Source organism: Bacteroides sp. M10, assembly GCF_014334015.1.
In the GTDB taxonomy this organism is placed as follows: domain Bacteria; phylum Bacteroidota; class Bacteroidia; order Bacteroidales; family Bacteroidaceae; genus Bacteroides; species Bacteroides intestinigallinarum.
In genome coordinates, this window is record NZ_CP060488.1 from 3,397,338 (window position 1) to 3,416,530 (window position 19,193).

Here is a 19,193-nt window from a genome sequence, read left to right on the forward strand (position 1 = left end):
GAACGTCTCCTGTCATAGCTGCAGATAGATGGGAATTTTCTGTTTGTCATGAAAAGACTTTTGTTATTAAATAAACCTTATTGTATATAAGTAAAAAGAAAAAAATTACGGAACAATGAAACAAAAACGATATTTGTTGATCAGCCTTCTCGTTTTCTGGTTGTTTGTAACATTGCAATGGGGCTATGCAAATACTACTATATTGTCCAATTATCGTTATGGACTTACCTTCAAAGCACATACTGTTAATCAGGATCAAAGAACAAGTCTTGATCTGACTCCGGATAGAAGTCTGTATCTAGGTAATAAGTTCTCGCTTAGTTTTGACATTAAGTTGAGAGAGGAATTGCATACTTATGGATATGTGTTTAGAATAATTTCCGACGATACTTCTTCTTGCCTGGATTTTATATCTTATCAACTACGATCCAAGTTCAATTTCATATTGAACAAAGGTAGTTCGATTGTTGAGAATGTGGATTTTATAGACAGTACTCAAATAGTAAAAGATGAGTGGATTAAGATAAGGCTTGATTTCACAGAACAGGAGATTAAGATTTCGGTGAATGAAGCTACTCAAACGATGCGTCATTCTTTTAAAGACTTTAACAATCTAAGTTTCTTATTTGGAAGTAATAGGCATCCAAAGTATTATACGACCGATGTGCCTCCCGTTAGTTTGCGTAACATTGAGTTGCATAATCAGGATGGTAGAATGATACGTTGCTGGAAGCTGGCCTTGCATAACAGAAAAGGAGAAACAATGGATGAAGTAGAGGCTCAACGTGCAATTGTTCAAAATGGCATTTGGGAAATAGATAGACATTATAACTGGCAGAAAGAGAAATCCTTGAAATTTGATAGTAAGAAGTTTCAATGTCAAAATCTTCAATTAGCTTATGATAGTATAGGTGGTAGGATATTTATGGTACTAAAAGAGAAGGTATTGGTCTACCATGTCGATAATAAACAGGTAGACACTCTATCAGTTGAAAAAGGAGAACCTTACTTTGGAGTATCCAGACAGGTTATTTATTCTGCTGCTACTGACGAGTTGATTTCCTATTCTACTGAACACCCTCTTTTAAGCAAATATAATTTTGTCACGCATGAATGGTCGATTCCTTCTACCTGGGAAGTGGACTCCAGGCAGCATCATAATCGTATGATAGACCCGGAAACCAATCATTTGATCCTTTTTGGAGGATATGGACGCCATACTTATAATGCCGATTTCGTGGAAAAAGGTTTGAACGACGGAGATCAATGGCAAATTATCTCTTTGGATTCCTGTATCACTCCTCGGTATTTAAGTGCTATGGGCATTGAAGATAAAGACCACATTCTTATAATGGGCGGGTATGGAAGCAGTTCAGGAAAGCAAGAAGAGTCTCCACAGAATTACTATGATCTTTATCGGTTGAATATTCGGAATAAATCATGTTCTAAGGTTTGGTCCTTTTTTAATGAAGGCGAGCATTTTACGTTTAGTAATTCTATGGTAATAGATACTGTCGCTGATAAGTTATATGCTTTGGTTTATAATAATGATCGTTTTTATACCAATCTCAACTTGTGCAGTTTTGATATTTGTACTTTAAAGCCACAATCTAAAATAGTAAGTGATTCTATCGAATATGATTTTTTGGATATTAAGTCTTATTGTGATTTATTTCTTTATCAAGACCAGATGTTGTATGCTTTTGTTGTCCAGGAGAAGATACCGGGTGAGGCAGTTTTAGATGTATATTCTTTAGTATATCCTCCTTTATCGTCAGATGAGATTTATATGGAAAAGAACGAAGATTGTTATTTTTCTACATGGGTTATCTATGGAAGCATTTTAATATGTCTACTATTCTTCTTCGTTATTGTATATGTCTACAAGAAAAAGAAAAGTAAAATAACTGAAGTTTCGGTGACTATTTCCAAAGTGGAGTATGTAGAACAGGAGATTGCTATGCCATCTAACAGAAAAATATCTGCAATTTTACTTCTTGGTGGTTTTCAGGTCTTTGATAAACAAGGGAATAATATAACAGGTGAATTTACGCCTACTCTTAAATTACTTTTTCTTTTCCTACTGTTAAACTCCATCAAAGGTGGAAAGGGAACAACTTCACAAAGATTGGAAGAGACTTTTTGGTTTGATATGAGTAAAACGAGTGCAGCCAACAACCGTAGGGTTAATATTCGTAAACTTCGGCTAATTCTTGAGACGGTCGGTGAGGTGCAGATTATCAATAAAAATGATTATTGGTATATTGATATGGGTAAAGATACTCTATGTGATTATCATCAGGTATGCCAGATTTTAAATGCTTTTGAATTCTATAATTCTTCTAATAAAGAAATGGTTGTCAACTTTGTAGAGTTGGCATCTTTGGGAGTGTTGCTGCCTAATGTAAGTACGGAATGGGTGGATGAATATAAATCGGAGTATTCTCATAACGTTATAGAACTACTTCTTTCTATCAGTGTCCGTGAAGAGATTGTGAAAGATAACAAACTATTGCTGAAAATAGCGGATATTATACTAATGCATGACTGTACTGATGAAGATGCTATTCGTATAAAGTGTAGGGCGTTGTTCCTGTCTGGACAAAAAGGACTTGCTAAACAATGTTTTGATAAGTATTGTGCAGATTATAAGCGTTTATTGAATACTTTTCCCGAATTTACATACGATGATGTGATTTGTGAGAGCTGATAGGTGGAATTTATTTTTTAAATGAAATAAATTTTGCATTAAAAGTGCATTAATGATCTCCCGGAAGTGGCTTTATTGCTTTCGGGTTCTTTTATTTTCTTCATGAGAGGGCAAAATATTTCTATTTTTTTCTCTTTATTTATCAGGTACTTATATGGAATGTGATAAGCAAAATCATCTTATTAATATGAAATTAATGTTGTGATAATGCCTCTCATATACTTTCGCAGTACCAATTAATCGCAAATATATCGAGTTATGAAGTATACTGATACCTTCTGAATAGGTTCATGATTCATAGTGATCTATAATAGATGATTGATTGAACAATATATCAACTTAATTTATAATTTATGAAAGCACGTATTTGCAAAGAGAAGCACTGGAATGTGCATTTAAGGTTCTTTTTTGTGATGATGGGAGCTTTACTGTTCTCAGCTTCTGTTCTTGCCCAAAGTAACTTGATAACGGGTAAGGTTATAGACAACGCTAACGAACCGATTATTGGAGCCAGTATTCAATCTTCTGTGGCCGGGAAGGGAACTATTTCTAATATGAATGGAGATTTTTCCATTGAAGTTCCTGTCGGGACAGAATTAACTATCAGTTTTCTTGGTTACCGCACTCAAAAAATAAAAGTGTCTGATATGCGGTCTTTAGTTATCAAATTGCTGGAAGATACACAGGCGTTGGATGAAGTGGTAGTGGTAGGTTATGGAGTTCAGAAAAAAGAGAGTTTGACGGGGGCTATTTCTAATATTAAAAATGATGAGATCATTAAAACGAAAGCTACCAGTCTGGCACAATCACTTGAAGGGAAAGTCTCGGGATTGAAGATACGGCAGAATGACGGTGAACCGGGACAATTTCGTTCCGATATCAATATACGCGGTTTGGGTACTCCGCTTTTCATTATTGACGGGATTGTCAGAGATGGGGCTAATGAGTTTCAGCGTCTTAATCCGGATGATATAGAAAGCATTTCTTTCCTGAAAGATGGTACTGCAGCTATTTATGGTATGAATTCGGCTAATGGAGCCATTATTGTAACAACAAAAAAAGGATATAAAGGAAAGGCGAAAATATCTTTGTCGGCTAATTGGGGATGGTCTAAACCGACTAATATTCCTAAGATGACAAACGCTGCTCAATATATGGAGCTTAGAAATGATGCTGCAATATTAGGAGAAGGTAATCCATTGGTTACAAAAGAAGAATTGGAATTATGGAAGACGGGTGCTCCTGGATATGCCAGTACTGATTTATACGATCATGTGATTAAGAATAGTTCTATTCAGCAGCAATATACTTTGTCCTTGCAAGGAGGTTCGGATATTGTCTCATACTTTGGTAGTTTTAGCTATGCATCCGATGAAGGGTTGTTGAAATCCGGTGATTTGGGATATGAAAAATTTACTTTTCGTTCGAATACTGATATAAAAATAGCTAAAGGATTGACCGCAGGAGTTAATCTGGCAGGTAGATATGATAAGACCAGCCAGCCATGGAACTCTTTCTATGAGATCTTCAAGCAGACCCGTGTGAATGTGCCGACTGTGCCTGCGTATGCCAATAACAATCCGGACTATTTGGCAACTCAAAGTATGGGAATTAATCCCATTGCTTTGGCGGATGCGGATATGACAGGTTATCATTATTATTATAATAAAAACTTTCAATCGACATTCACTCTAAAATATGAAGTACCGTTTGTACAGGGATTATTTGTACAAGGACAATTAGGCTATGATTATAATCATAATAAACATAAAGGATTGAGAAAGAAGTTTTCTACTTATACATACGCTATCGAAACGGATGAATATATAGAGAATGAATACAATAATCCTTCTATGATACAAGTGAATAATAACGAAGCGAGCAGGCTTGACATGCAAGCACAAATCAGTTACAATAGGTTGTTTAATGATACTCATAATGTAAGTGCTACATTGGTCTATGAAAGGAGACAGGAAAAAAGTGATTGGTCGAATATAGAACGTAAGTTTGATTTATTGACTTATGATGAAGTAGATTATGCCGGATTGAAAGATGCTGTTTCAGGGGGGATGTCTAACGAACAGGCTTTTATTTCGTATGTCGGCCGGTTTAACTATGATTACAAAGGAAGGTATTTATTAGAATTAGGATTCAGAAATGATGGTTCTTACCGCTATGCTCCTGGTAGCAGATGGGCTTTTTTCCCTATGGGGTCTATTGGTTGGCGTTTGTCGGAAGAGAAGTTTTTGAAGGAAAAGTTAAGCTTTCTTGATAATCTGAAGATCAGGGCTTCGTACGGAGAGTCTGGACAGGATGCAGGTGATCCGTTCCAATATGTGTCGGGTTATAACCTTAATGTTGGTATTTATGAATTTAATGACGGGACTACCACTTCGGGCATTTCTGCTCCCTCTATTACGAATACGAATTTAACTTGGTATAAAGCTAAGTTACTTGATATAGGATTCGATCTTTCTATATTCAAAGGATTATTCTCTTTGGAGTTCGACTTATACCAAAGAAAAAGAAGCGGATTGTTAGCTACAAGAGTGGTGTCATTACCTAATACATTTGGTTCGCAACTGCCACAGGAAAATTTGAATAGTGATTTGACGAGGGGTATTGACATAACGCTCGGGCATACTAATAAGATTGGAGATTTTTCTTATAGCGTCAAAGCGAATATGAATTTAGCCCGTACCCGAATGGAGCATGTAGAAAGAGGACCTTTCACCAGTAGTATGGATCGTTGGAGAAATCAGTCTTCCGGACGTTGGAATGATTTCACATGGGGGTATCAGACTAATGGGCAATTCCAGACTATGGAGGAAATAAAATATGCTCCTGTCCAGGATGGAGAGTTAGGGAATAGCAAGGAACTGCCGGGGGATTACCGTTATGTAGATGTTAATGGTGACGGTATTATCGATGATAATGATAGAATGCCTCTCTTTTGGTCAGGTACTCCACTGATTCATTATGGCTTTAATTTGGAGGCTTCTTGGAAAAATTTCGATATCTACGCTTTGTTTCAGGGAGCGGGAATGTATACTGTCCAGTTTTCAGAGGTTTATGCCGAGGTGCTGTGGTCAAAAGGTGCGAATACTCCAGCCTATTTCTATGACAGATGGCGCAAAGAAGACCCTTACAATCCGAATAGTAAATGGGTTGCCGGGAAATGGCCTGCTGCCCGTTTAATACAGGACACCGGGGCTATGTATAAAGAGAGTAATATCTGGCGTCGTGATGCTTCTTATTTAAGACTTAAAACTTTGGAACTGGGTTATACATTACCAGACAGTATTTTGAGAAAGAGCGGTATCAGTAATGTACGATTCTATATTAATGGCTATAATCTTTTAACCTTCTGTGATTCTTTTGTGAAAGCGTTTGATCCGGAAAAGGTGGAAGGCTCTTATAGTGCTGGAATGAATTATCCTCTGACTAAAAGTTTTAATATTGGTTTTACTGCTAATTTTTGATAGATTATGAAACATAAGATTATATTATTGCTGAATATGGCTCTTCTTTTTGCAGGATGTACGGATATTCTGGATATAGAGCCTAATAATAAGGTGGTTGCAGACAAAGTTCTGACTACGGAAGAGGGGATTGCGATGCACATGGCAAATCTTTACGGCCGTCTTCCTATCGAGGATTTCTCTTATGCGATTGATAAGGGCTTTAATTTGGGAATTGGGAATACTGATCCGAATAATGGTGGACGGGCTGCTGCTATGTACTGTGACGAAGCCATGCATTCTGAATTTGACGAATGGGGAAGTGAAGGATTTAATTTCTGGGAAAGATATACGGATGATAAAGGTTTATATAATGCTTCTGTTGGTATTTATACATTGATCAGGGATATTAATAATCTGTTGGAAACGATTCCTATGTTGAATACTTCCAATGATAAAAAAACATTATTGGAGGGTGAAGCAGCTTTTCTACGTGCATATACATATTTTGCTTTGGCAAAGCGGTATGGTGGAGTTTCGATTATCAAGAAAGTTCAGGTGTATAATGGAGATGTAGAAGAATTGAAAGTGCCCCGCAGTACGGAAAAGGATACATGGGATTTTATCTTGAGTGATTGTGATGACGCTATCCGGAAACTAAGTGAGTCTTCAGAAGATACTCGTCGTGCTAATAAATGGATTGCATTGGCACTGAAATCTCGGGTAGCTTTATATGCAGCTTCGATTGCCAAATATACTCATGAGCCTTATGTGGGTCTGTCGGGGCCGGCTGTAGAACAGAAACTTGTGGGTATTGATGCTTCGGAAGCAGATCGTTATTATGAAATTTGTATGCAGTCGTCTGATGAAATCATGAAGAGTGGGTTGTATGGTTTATATGGTGCAGAACCTCAAAGCAGAGACGAAGCTATCGTAAATTATAAAAAACTATTTGAGGATCCAAGCAGTGTATTGAATGGAACGAAGGAACCTATTTTTATTAAAGGATATACATCTGGTACCCAACTTGCACACAATTACGATATTTGGTATCGCCCTAATCAGGTAGCAAACGGCTGGCCGCATCCGGGACGTATGAATCCTTCGTTAGATCTGGCCGATATTTATGAAGATTATACGGATGATGGGCAAGGATTAAGTAAGCCTATCCGTACTCGTGTGGATAATAATGAAATCTTTTCTGGTTTTGACAGAAATGCTAACTATTATTCTTATCCAATGGATGCTCCTTATGAAATATTCAATGATAAGGATATTCGTATGTGGGCTACTATGATTCTTCCGGGTACGCAATGGAAAGGACAGAAAATCATTATTCAGGGAGGATTTATTCGTCCCGATGGAAGTTATGTGTTCAGAACAGATGCCAGTACTCAGGGGAAAGATGGAAAGACCTACTATTCGTTTGGTGCGCAGGATCAGAAAATGTATTCGGGGTTTAGTCCTGTTGGTGGTAACTACACCCGTTCAGGTTTTCTTCTTCGAAAATTCTTGCAGGAAAGTAAAGATGTGACTTCTGAGTGGAATAAGGGATTTACAGACTGGATCGAATTTCGTTATGCTGAGATTCTGATGAATTATGCGGAAGCATCCATAGAACATTCGTCTGCAACGGGTGAGCAGTTGAAAAAAGGGAAAAATGCGCTTAATGCTGTTAGAAAGCGAGCTGCACACAAAGACGAAATTCCATTAACAATAGAGAACGTACGTAAAGAGCGTTTTGTTGAATTTGCTTTTGAGAATAGACGCAGATGGGATCTGATTCGTTGGAGGATATTTCATAAGGAATATGAGAACCGAATAAAGAAGTCCTTAGTTCCGTTCCTCGATTTAAGAGGAGAAACTCCTAAATACATCTTTGTACGCATGGATGCTCCCGGAGTGAACAAACATTCGTTTGATTATTCCTGGTACTATCAGGATATTCCTGGTACCGGTAGTAACGGACTTGTTCAGAATCCTTGATATATCAAAACTTTAGTTTAAAGACAGAAAATATGAAAGCAACTTTTTATTTATTGGCAATAATATTCTTTTCCGTATGTTTTGTGGCATGTGAAAAGGACAATCTGGATATAGCCCCAAATGCTACATTCGGTGGGGAAATCCGGGATATGGAGACAGGTGAGTTGGTGGAGCAAGAGATAATCAGAGGTTCGCAGATTTATTTTATCGAACTCGGATGGGACAATCCTCCTGTTCAGGCAATGGCTGTTAAAAATGACGGAACATTCCAAAATAATCTCATGTTTGCGGGCGATTACAAAATAATTCTGAATAAGGGGAACTATATTCCTCAAGATACGATTGATTTTAGAATTAATAAAGGAAAGAATTATAAGGTGTTCGAGGTTCTGCCTTACATACGTATCGTGAATCCTGATATCAGATATAAAGGTAATAAAGTAGTAGCGAAATTCAGTTTACAGCAATATACGATAGATCCGGTAAAGACAATCGCTCTATTTGCACATACAGAGTCCCATGTAAGTAGTAATATTCAGATAGCTAAAGTGAGTAGTGAAATAAATACTGCTGTATCACCTTTGACGGAGTACGAATTGAGCATGGATTTGAGTCAGACTACTGGGATTGAACGGGAACATAGTTATTTTTTCAGAATCGGAGCATTGAGCAGTGCGTCAGAAGCTAAATATAATTATTCGCCTGCAGTAGAAATCGACTTATAAAGGAATAGGATATTTATGAAAAGAAAAATACAAGATTACCTTGCATACAGACTGTTTTTGTTGTTACCGCTTTTCTCATTTGGAGGATGTGTGGAGATAAAAGCTCCTGTTGATTATGTAAATCCATATATGGGAAATATTAGTCACTTGTTGGTACCGACTTATCCGACTGTCCATTTACCTAACAGTATGCTACGAATATATCCTCAAAGGGAGGATTATACAAGTAATAAATTGAAGGGATTACCTGTGATAGTGACAAGTCATAGAGGAAATTCAGCATTCTCTATCAATCCGTTCAATAGTTTTTGTGATAGTTTGGAGAAGGGTAGTAGGTCTTCTTTCATATTGTATAATTACGATAATGAAAAGATCAAGCCTTATTATTATAGTGTTTTTTTGAGTGACTATGATATAGAGGTAAAATATGTCCCTTCTCATCAGTCGGCTTTATACCAATTAGATTTCCGGACGGGGCAACCCGGGCTTTTGATCGGGGTGACAAATGGAGAATTGCATGTAGAGAAAAACAAAGTTTCTGGTTATCAGCAAATTGGTTCCTATGAGACAAGGGTGTATCTTTATCTGGAAACGGACGTGGTTCCTTTACAAACGGAAGAGGGAAATACAGTCGTAATGAAATTTCCAGAGAATGATAAAAGGATTAATCTTCGTTATGGAATCTCTTTTATAAGTGTAGACCAGGCCAAAAAAAATATGGAACGCGAAGTGGCTGGAAAGGATTTGGAAACTCTTACACGAACAGGTAGAACTATTTGGAATGATGCTCTTGAAAAGATTCAGGTAAAGGGAAACTGTGAGGATAGCAAGACTATATTCTATACTTCTTTATACAGAACATATGAACGAATGGTTTGTCTTTCTGAGGATGGACAGTATTATAGTGCTTTTGACAATCAGGTTCATCAGGATAGCGGTGTTCCTTTTTATACTGATGATTGGATCTGGGATACGTATAGAGCTACCCATCCATTGAGAATAATACTGGAACCGGAACGCGAGAAGTATATGATTCACTCTTTTATCCGGATGGCTGGTCAGATGAAACATTTTTGGATGCCTACTTTTCCGGAGATAACAGGTGATAGCCGACGGATGAATTCAAATCATGGGGTGGCTACTGTACTTGATGCTTATGTAAAAGGAATTACGGATTTCGATTTAAAGGAAGCATATCGTGCTTGTAGAAATGCTATCACTGAAAAGACATTAGCACCGTGGTCGGATATGGAAGCTGGAAAGCTAGATTCTTTTTATGTGTCAAACGGATATTTTCCGGCGTTAGCTTCTGGTGAAGAGGAAGCTGTTCCCGAAGTACATAGTTTTGAGAAAAGACAAGCTGTTGCTGTGACATTAGGTACAGTGTACGATGAATGGTGTCTGGCACAAATAGCCAAACTGCTGGATAATAAAGAGGATTACAATTACTTTTTGCAAAGAAGTTTGAACTATCATCAATTGTTTAATACAGAAACAAAATTTTTTCATCCTAAAGATAGTGAAGGAAATTTTATCACTCCGTTTGACTATCGTTATTCCGGTGGAATGGGTGGAAGGGATTATTATGGCGAAAATAATGGCTGGGTTTATCGTTGGGATGTCCCCCATAATGTAGCGGATCTTATCAAACTGATGGGAGGGAAAGAGGCGTTTGTTGAGGAGTTGGAAAAGATGTTTGATACTCCTTTAGGAAAAAGTAAGTTTGAATTTTTCTCCCGTTTTCCTGATCATACAGGTAATGTCGGGCAGTTTTCTATGGCAAATGAACCTTGTTTACATATTCCTTATTTATATAACTATGCCAATAAACCCTGGATGACTCAGAAAAAGATCAGGACATTACTGGACGAATGGTTTAGAAATGATTTAATGGGGATGCCGGGAGATGAGGATGGTGGTGGCATGAGTGCATTTATTGTCTTCTCCCAGCTAGGTTTTTATCCGGTTACGCCAGGATTACCTATATATGTCATTGGAAGTCCGGTGTTTGAACAGGCAAAAATTCAGTTGGGTAATGGCAAAACTTTTGAAGTATATTGCCATAACTATTCGCCGAAACATAAATACATTCAATCGGTTAAGCTGGATGGAGTGGAATGGGATAAATCTTGGTTTAGTCATGAGGAACTGATGAAGGGAAATAAATTAGAAATAACGATGGGAGTCTACCCCAATAAGGACTGGGCGTCTCAGGACCAGTCTGTCCCTCCTTCATTTGAAATAAGAAAATAAAGAATATGAATAATTAAAATTAAATCAATTATGATGCAGAGACTTTTTTTTATGATGATTTTTTTCTTGTCACTTTCATTGGAAAGTTGTAGCAAAGAAGAGGATAATAATCCTTCTAATTCGGAGAATAACGGAGGAAATAATAATTTAGGTACAGAGTTGGATTATGATACTTTCTGCTTTTATTATGATTGGTATGGAAGTGAGGCTATTGACGGTCAATATAGACATTGGGCCCATGCTATAGAGTCCGATCCTAATGGTGGATCTGGTCAGAATCCGGGGACTATTCCGGGTACGCAGGAGAGTATAGCTAGTAATTTTTATCCTCAATTAGGAAGATATAGTAGTAGTGATCCTAATGTTTTGTCCAAACATATGGATATGTTTGTTATGGCGCGTACCGGAGTGCTGGCACTTACTTGGTGGAATGAACAGGATGAGGCTGAAGCCAAGAGAATCGGGCTTATACTAGATGCGGCAGATAAGAAAAAAATAAAAGTATGTTTTCACTTGGAGCCATACCCTAGCAGAAATGTGCAGAATCTTCGGGAGAACATAGTTAAATTGATAACGAGGTATGGAAATCACCCGGCCTTTTACAGAAAGGATGGCAAACCTTTGTTTTTTATTTATGACTCTTATTTAATCGAACCTAGTGAATGGGAAAAGTTATTAAGTCCTAGTGGCTCCATTACAATCAGAAATACAGCCTATGATGCCTTGATGATTGGATTATGGACTTCCAGTCCGACAGTGCAACGGCCTTTTATTTTGAATGCTCATTTTGATGGTTTCTATACATATTTTGCTGCTACCGGGTTCACATATGGTTCTACACCGACTAATTGGGTAAGTATGCAAAAATGGGCAAAGGAAAATGGTAAGATATTTATTCCAAGTGTGGGTCCCGGATATATAGACACACGTATACGTCCTTGGAATGGTTCGGTAATCCGGAATAGAACGGATGGGCAGTATTATGACGCTATGTATCGAAAGGCTATTGAAGCCGGGGTTTCAGCAATTTCTATTACCTCCTTTAATGAATGGCATGAAGGGAGTCAGATAGAACCGGCTGTGCCTTACACAAGTTCCGAGTTTACTTATCTGGATTATGAGAACCGTGAACCTGATTATTATCTCACCCGCACTGCGTACTGGGTTGGGAAATTTAGAGAAAGCAAACAGTAATCATATTATTAATAAAAAATAAACCATGAAAAAAGTCACAAAAGTAAAGATGTTATTAATGATGCTATGTGCATTGTTTATATCAGTATGTTCTATTTCTTGTTCTGATGACGACGATAATGCACTAACGGTAGACACAGTAGCTTTTATCAGCCAACTGACTGATTATCAAAATCAGCTGGAAACATTGAGGGATGGATCGCAGTATGGAAATAAGGCGGGAATGTACCCGGAAGAGAGCAGGGATATACTTGAACTGGTATTAATCCAGATAAAAAAGAGCATCCGGCAAATTGAAAACGGAGAAGAGACTAATCCTTCACAGGAGAAAGTGGATGAATTGATTCAGGCTGCTAAAAAAGCGATGGAGGATTTTAAAGCAACTGTGGTTATAGAATATGTTCCTGTAGCTGCGGAATTGTATGTAGACGGACAAAATGACGGGTATATTGATTTTGGAGCAAGTGAGAACTATTCAAAGTTTGGTAATACTGGTGAACAAGTTTTCACTGTTGAGTTGTGGGTGAAGTTGAAATATACTTCCGGTTTTGGTAGTGTGGTGGATGTCTTTATCGAAGATGGTACCGGACATTACAGAAAAGGATGGGTAATTAATAACTTTGATAATAAGAGACTACGTATGTCGCTGGGAATGGATAATTGGGGATTGTTAGAACCTGGCATTGATTTCAGTACGACAGAGAAATGGGTTCATTTTGCAGCTGTTATTAACGAGAAAGGAGTTGACGGAGATGTTAATTCAGAAGGAAAACCTATTGTTGTGAAAGTGTATATGAACGGCGAATTGAAGGATCAGGCGACAGGGCTTGATGCTAATCCGTACAATCCGAATGATTTGGGAACATCTATGATTGCTTTTAGACATATGGGGGGGAATCTTGGTATGACAAATGACTGGAAACTATCTGGATATATCAAACATTTCCATATTTGGAAATCTGCCAAGTCACAGGGAGAAATTAAAAAGCTGATGAATGAGGAAGTTAAGGTTACAGGGCAGGAAGATGATTTAGTTTGTGGATGGGAGTTTGATGCAACAGTCGAGGATGATACTAATATACCCGATTTGACAGGCAAATATTCTGCTAAATTGCTTGGAGAGTATAAGTGGATTCCTTTGGAATAAAAGATTCTTTATCTGTTTTTGGTAGGGCAGATGCTTGTTGAGGTTGTCAGAAGTTTGGATTTACTATGTTTTGGATATTTTGTCTCTAATCAATCAGATAGTAAAACAGGCTTTTGACAGCTTTACTTTTATTTGATAAATTAAATTTGGTCTGTTTCCTGTTATTTTAGCCCTTTAAGTTTTTTTCCTCCTCTTCTTCATTATTTTCGTCTTCTGTTTCATCTGCAAAAGGTTCCGGTCGTTGTGGTCCATGATTGACAAAAACGAAAGCGCAGAGCGTTCCCATAATTCCGCCGCTAAGATGACCTTCCCACGACATATTGGTGGGGGAGAAATAAGGAAACATGTGCCATATAATTCCTCCATATAAAAAGGTAACGAGTAGAGAGATGGCAATGAGTGGAACATGTTTGCGGAGAATACCACTAAAAAAGAGAAAGAAGGCGAGCCCGTAAATTAATCCGCTGGCACCAATGTGCCATCCCGGCTTTCCAATCAGGAAAGTTAGTAGTCCACCTCCAAGCCAGATCAGAATAAAAATCTTACCTGCTATTCCCCGGTAAAAGTAAAAAAGACACCATGATAAGAAAAATAAAGGAATAGTATTTGCCAGTAAATGACTGAATCCGCTATGTATCAGTGGGTGAGTTAAAATACCTACCAGTCCCCGTTTCTCCATAGGGTATATCCCCAAGCGAGAGAAGTCCCAGTCCATTCCGACTTCCATAATCTTGAGTATATAGAGAATAAAAATAAGAAACAAAGGCTTTGCTGCAGCCAGCATGATACGCTGAATATCTTGCTTCATGACATTCTTTTCTTTAGATATTTTACGCAATACTACGAATATTTGCACAAAATCTGAAAATAAAAAGCCTTTTTATTTTTGTTTTTATCTATAATTTGTACATTTGGGCGTTATACCCGTTGTATATGATGCTACAGCCCATATATATGGTATGTAACAATAAATAGATATACGATATAATGACCAATAAATTAACCTTTAATAATGCACAACTATGAGTTATTTACGATTTGACAAGACCCTCATGACGAATCTGGAAGAGTCTCTTCAAAGAGAAATCCTTCGGACGAACAAAGCAGGAGCTTATCATTGTACGACGATTGTTGATTGTAACACACGCAAATATCATGGCCTGTTGGTAATTCCAGTTCCCAATCTCGACGATGAAAATCATGTGCTGCTATCTTCTCTTGATGAAACGGTAATTCAACACGGTGCAGAGTTTAACTTGGGGTTGCACAAATATCAGGGAAACAACTTTAGTCCCAACGGACACAAGTATATTCGCGAGTTTGATTGTGAGCATATCCCGGCAACAACTTACCGTGTCGGAGGTGTTATCCTCCGCAAAGAAAAAATCTTTGTACATCATGAAAATAGAATCCTGATTCGTTATACTTTGCTGGATGCGCATTCGGCTACGACTTTGCGCTTCCGCCCGTTCCTCGCTTTCAGGAGTGTACGTGAGTATACACATGAAAATGCGCAAGCAAGCCGCGAGTATCAACTTGTGGAAAATGGAATTAAGACCTGTATGTATCCCGGATATCCGGAACTATACATGCAGTTAAATAAAAAGTGTGAGTTTCATTTCATGCCTGACTGGTATCGGGGGATTGAATACCCGAAAGAACAAGAACGTGGGTATGACTTCAATGAAGATCTTTATGTTCCCGGTTATTTTGAGGTGGATATAAAGAAAGGGGAGAGCATCGTATTTTCTGCCGGAACTTCAGAAGTGACTACCCGTAGATTGAAACAAACATTTGAGGCTGAAGTAGCCGATCGTACCCCGCGTGATAGCTTTTACCACTGTCTGAAGAATTCCGCTCATCAGTTCCATAACCAGCAGGAAGACGAACATTATATTCTTGCCGGTTATCCGTGGTTTAAATGTCGGGCACGTGATATGTTCATTGCCCTGCCGGGGCTGACGCTTGCGCTCGATGAGATCGACCAGTTTGAAGATGTGATGAAAACGGCGGAAAAGGCGATTCGTAACTTTATAAATGAAGAGCCTGTAGGATACAAGATTTATGAAATGGAGCATCCCGACGTTTTGCTTTGGGCTGTCTGGGCTTTGCAGCAATATGCCAAAGATACTTCCCGTGAGCAATGTCGTCAGAAATATGGAGAACTCCTGAAAGATATTATGGAATTTATCCGTCAGCGGAAACATGAGAATCTTTTCTTGCATGACAATGGATTACTTTTTGCCAACGGTACGGATAAGGCGATTACATGGATGAATTCTACGGTGAACGGGCATCCGGTGATTCCTCGTACGGGGTATATAGTTGAATTTAATGCGTTGTGGTATAATGCGTTGCGCTTCATAGCTGATTTGGTGCGCGAAGGAGGAGACGTATACTTGGCGGATGAACTTGATGCGCAGGCAGAAGTAACCGGAAAGTCTTTTGTCGAGGTATTCCGTAACGAATATGGTTATCTGCTTGATTATGTAGACGGTAATATGATGGATTGGAGTGTACGTCCTAACATGATATTTACCGTAGCGTTTGATTATTCTCCTTTGGATCGTGCACAAAAGAAACAGGTGCTTGATATTGTGACCAAAGAGCTGCTCACTCCGAAAGGCATTCGTTCGTTGAGTCCGAAGAGTGGCGGATATAATCCGAACTATGTAGGCCCGCAGATACAACGCGATTATGCTTATCATCAGGGAACGGCTTGGCCTTGGTTGATGGGATTCTATCTGGAAGCTTATCTTCGAATTTATAAGATGAGCGGATTGTCATTCGTTGAACGCCAACTGATTAGTTATGATGACGAGATGACAAGCCACTGTGTTGGTTCCATTCCCGAGCTATTCGATGGGAACCCGCCTTTCAAAGGACGCGGCGCAGTATCATTTGCGATGAATGTAGCAGAAATATTGCGTGTCTTAAAGCTACTGTCTAAGTATTATTAAAAAAGGAGGAACGAAGATGAAAGTTTTAATGTTTGGATGGGAATTCCCTCCCAAAATATATGGTGGTCTTGCAGTTGCTTCTTATGGAATAACTAAAGGATTGAGTCTGCAAGGTGATATGGAGACGATTTTCTGTATGCCTAAACCTAGCGGTGAAGAAGAAAAGTTCTTGAAAATAATCGGTATGAATCAAGTACCCATCGTGTGGCGTGATGTCCACTATGACTACTTGAAGTCCCGCTTATTGGAAATGACACCGGAAGAGTATTACTCTTTCCGCGATCATATCTATGCTGATTTTTCTTATATGCATGTGAATGATTTGGGGTGTATGGATTTTGCAGGTGGCTATCCCGGGAACTTGCACGAAGAAATTAATAATTTCTCGATTATTGCCGGAGTAGTGGCTCGTCAGCAGGAGTTTGATATTATTCATGCTCACGACTGGCTGACTTACCCTGCCGGCGTACATGCCAAGATGGTCAGTGGAAAGCCTCTTTGTATCCATGTGCATGCTACTGATTTCGACCGTTCTCGTGGCAAGGTCAATCCTACTGTTTATTCGATTGAGAAGAATGGTATGGATCATGCCGATTGTATCATGTGCGTATCCGAGTTGACTCGTCGCACTGTTATTAACGAGTATCATCAGGACCCCAGAAAAGTATTTGCAATGCATAATGCTGTTTATCCATTGTCGCAGGAGCTGTTGGACATTCCACGTCCCGATCATTCAAAAGAAAAGGTGGTCACTTTCCTCGGACGTATTACGATGCAGAAAGGACCGGAATATTTTGTAGAAGCTGCTGCACTTGTGTTGCGTCGTACTCGTAATATTCGTTTCGTCATGGCTGGCTCGGGTGATATGTTGAATGCCATGATTAACCTGGTGGCTGAACGCGGTATTGCTGACCGATTCCATTTCCCGGGTTTTATGAAAGGTAAGCAGGTGTATGAGGTTTATAAGAACAGTGATGTGTTTGTCATGCCGTCTGTCTCTGAACCTTTCGGTATTGCTCCATTGGAGGCCATGCAGTGTGGAACACCTTCCATCATTTCTAAGCAGTCGGGGTGTGGCGAGATCCTTGATAAGGTGATAAAAACTGACTACTGGGATATTCATGCAATGGCTGACGCTATCCATTCTCTTTGTACTAATCCGTCTCTTTTCGAATACCTCAAGGAAGAGGGAAAGAAGGAAGTAGATGGAATTACTTGGGAGAAAGTCGGCTTGAGAATCCGTGCTCTCTATGAGGCTGTGTTAAGAAACTATGGTAAATAACAAAACAATAAATAAAAATGAGAACTATCTGTCTTTATTTTGAAATACATCAAATTATCCATTTGAAACGTTATCGTTTCTTCGATATTGGTAATGACCATTATTATTACGATGACTATGCGAATGAAACGGGTATGAATGAGGTTGCTGAACGTTCGTATATTCCTGCTCTCAATGCTTTAATTGAGATGGTGAAAAACTCGGGTGGTGCTTTTAAAGTAGCGTTTTCTATCTCGGGGGTAGCCTTGGAACAATTGGAAATTCATGCTCCGGCAGTCATTGATTTATTGCACCAGTTGAATGAAACAGGATGTTGTGAGTTTTTGTGTGAACCTTATTCACATGGTTTGTCTTCACTTGCCAACGAGGATTGCTTCCGCGAAGAAGTGCTTCGTCAACGTGATAAGATGAAACAGATGTTTGGTAAAGAACCGAAAGTATTCCGCAACTCTAGTCTGATTTATTCTGATGAAATTGGTGGCTTGGTAGCTTCTATGGGCTTCAAGGGGATGTTGACGGAAGGGGCTAAACATATCTTGGGATGGAAGAGTCCGCATTATGTTTATCACTGTAATCAAGCTCCCAGTCTTAAGCTTTTGTTGAGAGATTTTAAACTTTCTGACGACATCAGCTTGCGCTTCTCCAATTCGGATTGGGCTGAATATCCTTTGTTTGCTGATAAATATATTAATTGGATTGATGTATTGCCTCAAGAAGAACAAGTGATCAATATCTTCATGGAATTGAGCTCGCTTGGTATGGCTCAACCGTTGTCTTCTAATATTCTTGAATTCTTGAAGGCATTACCGGAATGTGCAAAAGCTAAAGGAATCACTTTCTCTACCCCGACAGAAATTGTAACGAAGCTGAAATCGGTGTCACAGCTTGATGTCGCATATCCGATGTCATGGGTTGATGAGGAAAGAGATACTAGTTGTTGGCTGGGTAATGTTATGCAACGCGAGGCTTTCAATAAATTGTATAGTGTAGCTGAACGTGTTCATTTATGTGACGACCGTCGTATCAAACAGGATTGGGATTATTTGCAGGCTAGCAATAACTTCCGTTTCATGACAACGAAGAATAACGGTATGTGGTTGAATCGCGGAATCTATGATTCTCCTTATGATGCTTTCACCAACTATATGAATATTCTAGGTGACTTTATTAAACGAGTAGATGCACTATATCCTGCTGATGTAGACAGTGAAGAATTAAATTCTTTGTTGACTACAATTAAGAACCAGGGGGATGAGATTACCGAGTTAGAAAAAGAAGTGGCTAAATGGCAGGCAAAAGCAGAAGCGGCAAAGAAAACGACAGTCAAAAAGGCTGCTGATGCTAAAGAACCGGTAATAAAAGAAAAAGCTGTTGCTAAATCAAAACCTGCTGCAAAGAAAGCTGAAGTTAAGAAAGCAGCTGTGGAACCGAAGAAGGCTACAGGTAAAGCTAAAAAGGCTGCTAAGTAGAAGAAT

The 19,193-nt window shown here is 38.8% G+C and carries 11 protein-coding genes; 10 read left to right on the plus strand and 1 reads right to left on the minus strand.

Annotation, left to right across the window (positions count from 1 at the left end; genetic code table 11):
- Window positions 1-115 precede the first annotated feature (115 nt).
- The 7 genes from H8796_RS11975 (at window position 116) to H8796_RS12005 (ending at window position 13,476) form a co-directional block, all read left to right on the plus strand.
- Window positions 116-2,710 (plus strand): hypothetical protein, encoded by a 2,595-nt coding sequence (locus H8796_RS11975; RefSeq protein WP_117936817.1) that lies wholly within the window; start codon window positions 116-118, stop codon window positions 2,708-2,710.
- A 353-nt stretch (window positions 2,711-3,063) separates the two neighbouring features.
- Window positions 3,064-6,192 carry a TonB-dependent receptor gene (locus H8796_RS11980; RefSeq protein WP_117936815.1) on the plus strand — a complete coding sequence of 1,043 codons (3,129 nt, stop codon included), beginning with the start codon at window positions 3,064-3,066 and terminating at the stop codon, window positions 6,190-6,192.
- 6 nt (window positions 6,193-6,198) lie between these two features.
- Window positions 6,199-8,157 (plus strand): RagB/SusD family nutrient uptake outer membrane protein, encoded by a 1,959-nt coding sequence (locus H8796_RS11985; RefSeq protein WP_117936813.1) that lies wholly within the window; start codon window positions 6,199-6,201, stop codon window positions 8,155-8,157.
- A 32-nt stretch (window positions 8,158-8,189) separates the two neighbouring features.
- The gene (locus tag H8796_RS11990; RefSeq protein WP_007765092.1) at window positions 8,190-8,882 is read left to right on the plus strand and encodes a DUF3823 domain-containing protein; all 693 of its coding nucleotides are present in this window, start codon (window positions 8,190-8,192) and stop codon (window positions 8,880-8,882) included.
- Between the two features lie 15 nt (window positions 8,883-8,897).
- Window positions 8,898-11,135 (plus strand): GH92 family glycosyl hydrolase, encoded by a 2,238-nt coding sequence (locus tag H8796_RS11995; RefSeq protein WP_117936811.1) that lies wholly within the window; start codon window positions 8,898-8,900, stop codon window positions 11,133-11,135.
- Between the two features lie 30 nt (window positions 11,136-11,165).
- Window positions 11,166-12,329 carry a glycoside hydrolase family 99 protein gene (locus H8796_RS12000; RefSeq protein ID WP_117936809.1) on the plus strand — a complete coding sequence of 388 codons (1,164 nt, stop codon included), beginning with the start codon at window positions 11,166-11,168 and terminating at the stop codon, window positions 12,327-12,329.
- Window positions 12,330-12,354: 25 nt separating this feature from the next.
- Window positions 12,355-13,476 carry a DUF4972 domain-containing protein gene (locus tag H8796_RS12005; RefSeq protein WP_117936807.1) on the plus strand — a complete coding sequence of 374 codons (1,122 nt, stop codon included), beginning with the start codon at window positions 12,355-12,357 and terminating at the stop codon, window positions 13,474-13,476.
- A 166-nt stretch (window positions 13,477-13,642) separates the two neighbouring features.
- On the opposite strand, the gene H8796_RS12010 is transcribed toward H8796_RS12005, so the two are convergent.
- On the minus strand, window positions 13,643-14,284 hold the full coding sequence (locus H8796_RS12010) for a rhomboid family intramembrane serine protease (protein WP_117936885.1): 642 nt from the start codon (window positions 14,282-14,284) through the stop codon (window positions 13,643-13,645).
- Between the two features lie 214 nt (window positions 14,285-14,498).
- Here H8796_RS12010 and H8796_RS12015 point away from each other — a divergent pair, with 214 nt between their 5' ends.
- The 3 genes from H8796_RS12015 to H8796_RS12025 are packed head-to-tail and all read left to right on the plus strand — an operon-like array spanning window position 14,499 to window position 19,187.
- A complete protein-coding gene (locus H8796_RS12015) occupies window positions 14,499-16,436 on the plus strand; it encodes a glycogen debranching enzyme N-terminal domain-containing protein (RefSeq protein WP_117936805.1) in 1,938 nt (645 codons plus the stop codon).
- Window positions 16,437-16,452: 16 nt separating this feature from the next.
- Complete coding sequence (locus H8796_RS12020; protein WP_117936803.1) at window positions 16,453-17,718, plus strand: glycosyltransferase family 4 protein; 1,266 nt, start codon at window positions 16,453-16,455, stop codon at window positions 17,716-17,718.
- Window positions 17,719-17,735: 17 nt separating this feature from the next.
- The gene (locus tag H8796_RS12025; protein WP_117936801.1) at window positions 17,736-19,187 is read left to right on the plus strand and encodes a glycoside hydrolase family 57 protein; all 1,452 of its coding nucleotides are present in this window, start codon (window positions 17,736-17,738) and stop codon (window positions 19,185-19,187) included.
- Window positions 19,188-19,193: the final 6 nt, after the last annotated feature.

Coding starts and splice junctions, on each gene's coding strand:
- H8796_RS11975 (WP_117936817.1), top strand. CDS start 116: ATGAAACAAAAACGATATTTGTTGATCAGCCTTCTCGTTTTCTGGTTG.
- H8796_RS11980 (WP_117936815.1), top strand. CDS start 3,064: ATGAAAGCACGTATTTGCAAAGAGAAGCACTGGAATGTGCATTTAAGG.
- H8796_RS11985 (WP_117936813.1), top strand. CDS start 6,199: ATGAAACATAAGATTATATTATTGCTGAATATGGCTCTTCTTTTTGCA.
- H8796_RS11990 (WP_007765092.1), top strand. CDS start 8,190: ATGAAAGCAACTTTTTATTTATTGGCAATAATATTCTTTTCCGTATGT.
- H8796_RS11995 (WP_117936811.1), top strand. CDS start 8,898: ATGAAAAGAAAAATACAAGATTACCTTGCATACAGACTGTTTTTGTTG.
- H8796_RS12000 (WP_117936809.1), top strand. CDS start 11,166: ATGATGCAGAGACTTTTTTTTATGATGATTTTTTTCTTGTCACTTTCA.
- H8796_RS12005 (WP_117936807.1), top strand. CDS start 12,355: ATGAAAAAAGTCACAAAAGTAAAGATGTTATTAATGATGCTATGTGCA.
- H8796_RS12010 (WP_117936885.1), bottom strand. CDS start 14,284: ATGAAGCAAGATATTCAGCGTATCATGCTGGCTGCAGCAAAGCCTTTG.
- H8796_RS12015 (WP_117936805.1), top strand. CDS start 14,499: ATGAGTTATTTACGATTTGACAAGACCCTCATGACGAATCTGGAAGAG.
- H8796_RS12020 (WP_117936803.1), top strand. CDS start 16,453: ATGAAAGTTTTAATGTTTGGATGGGAATTCCCTCCCAAAATATATGGT.
- H8796_RS12025 (WP_117936801.1), top strand. CDS start 17,736: ATGAGAACTATCTGTCTTTATTTTGAAATACATCAAATTATCCATTTG.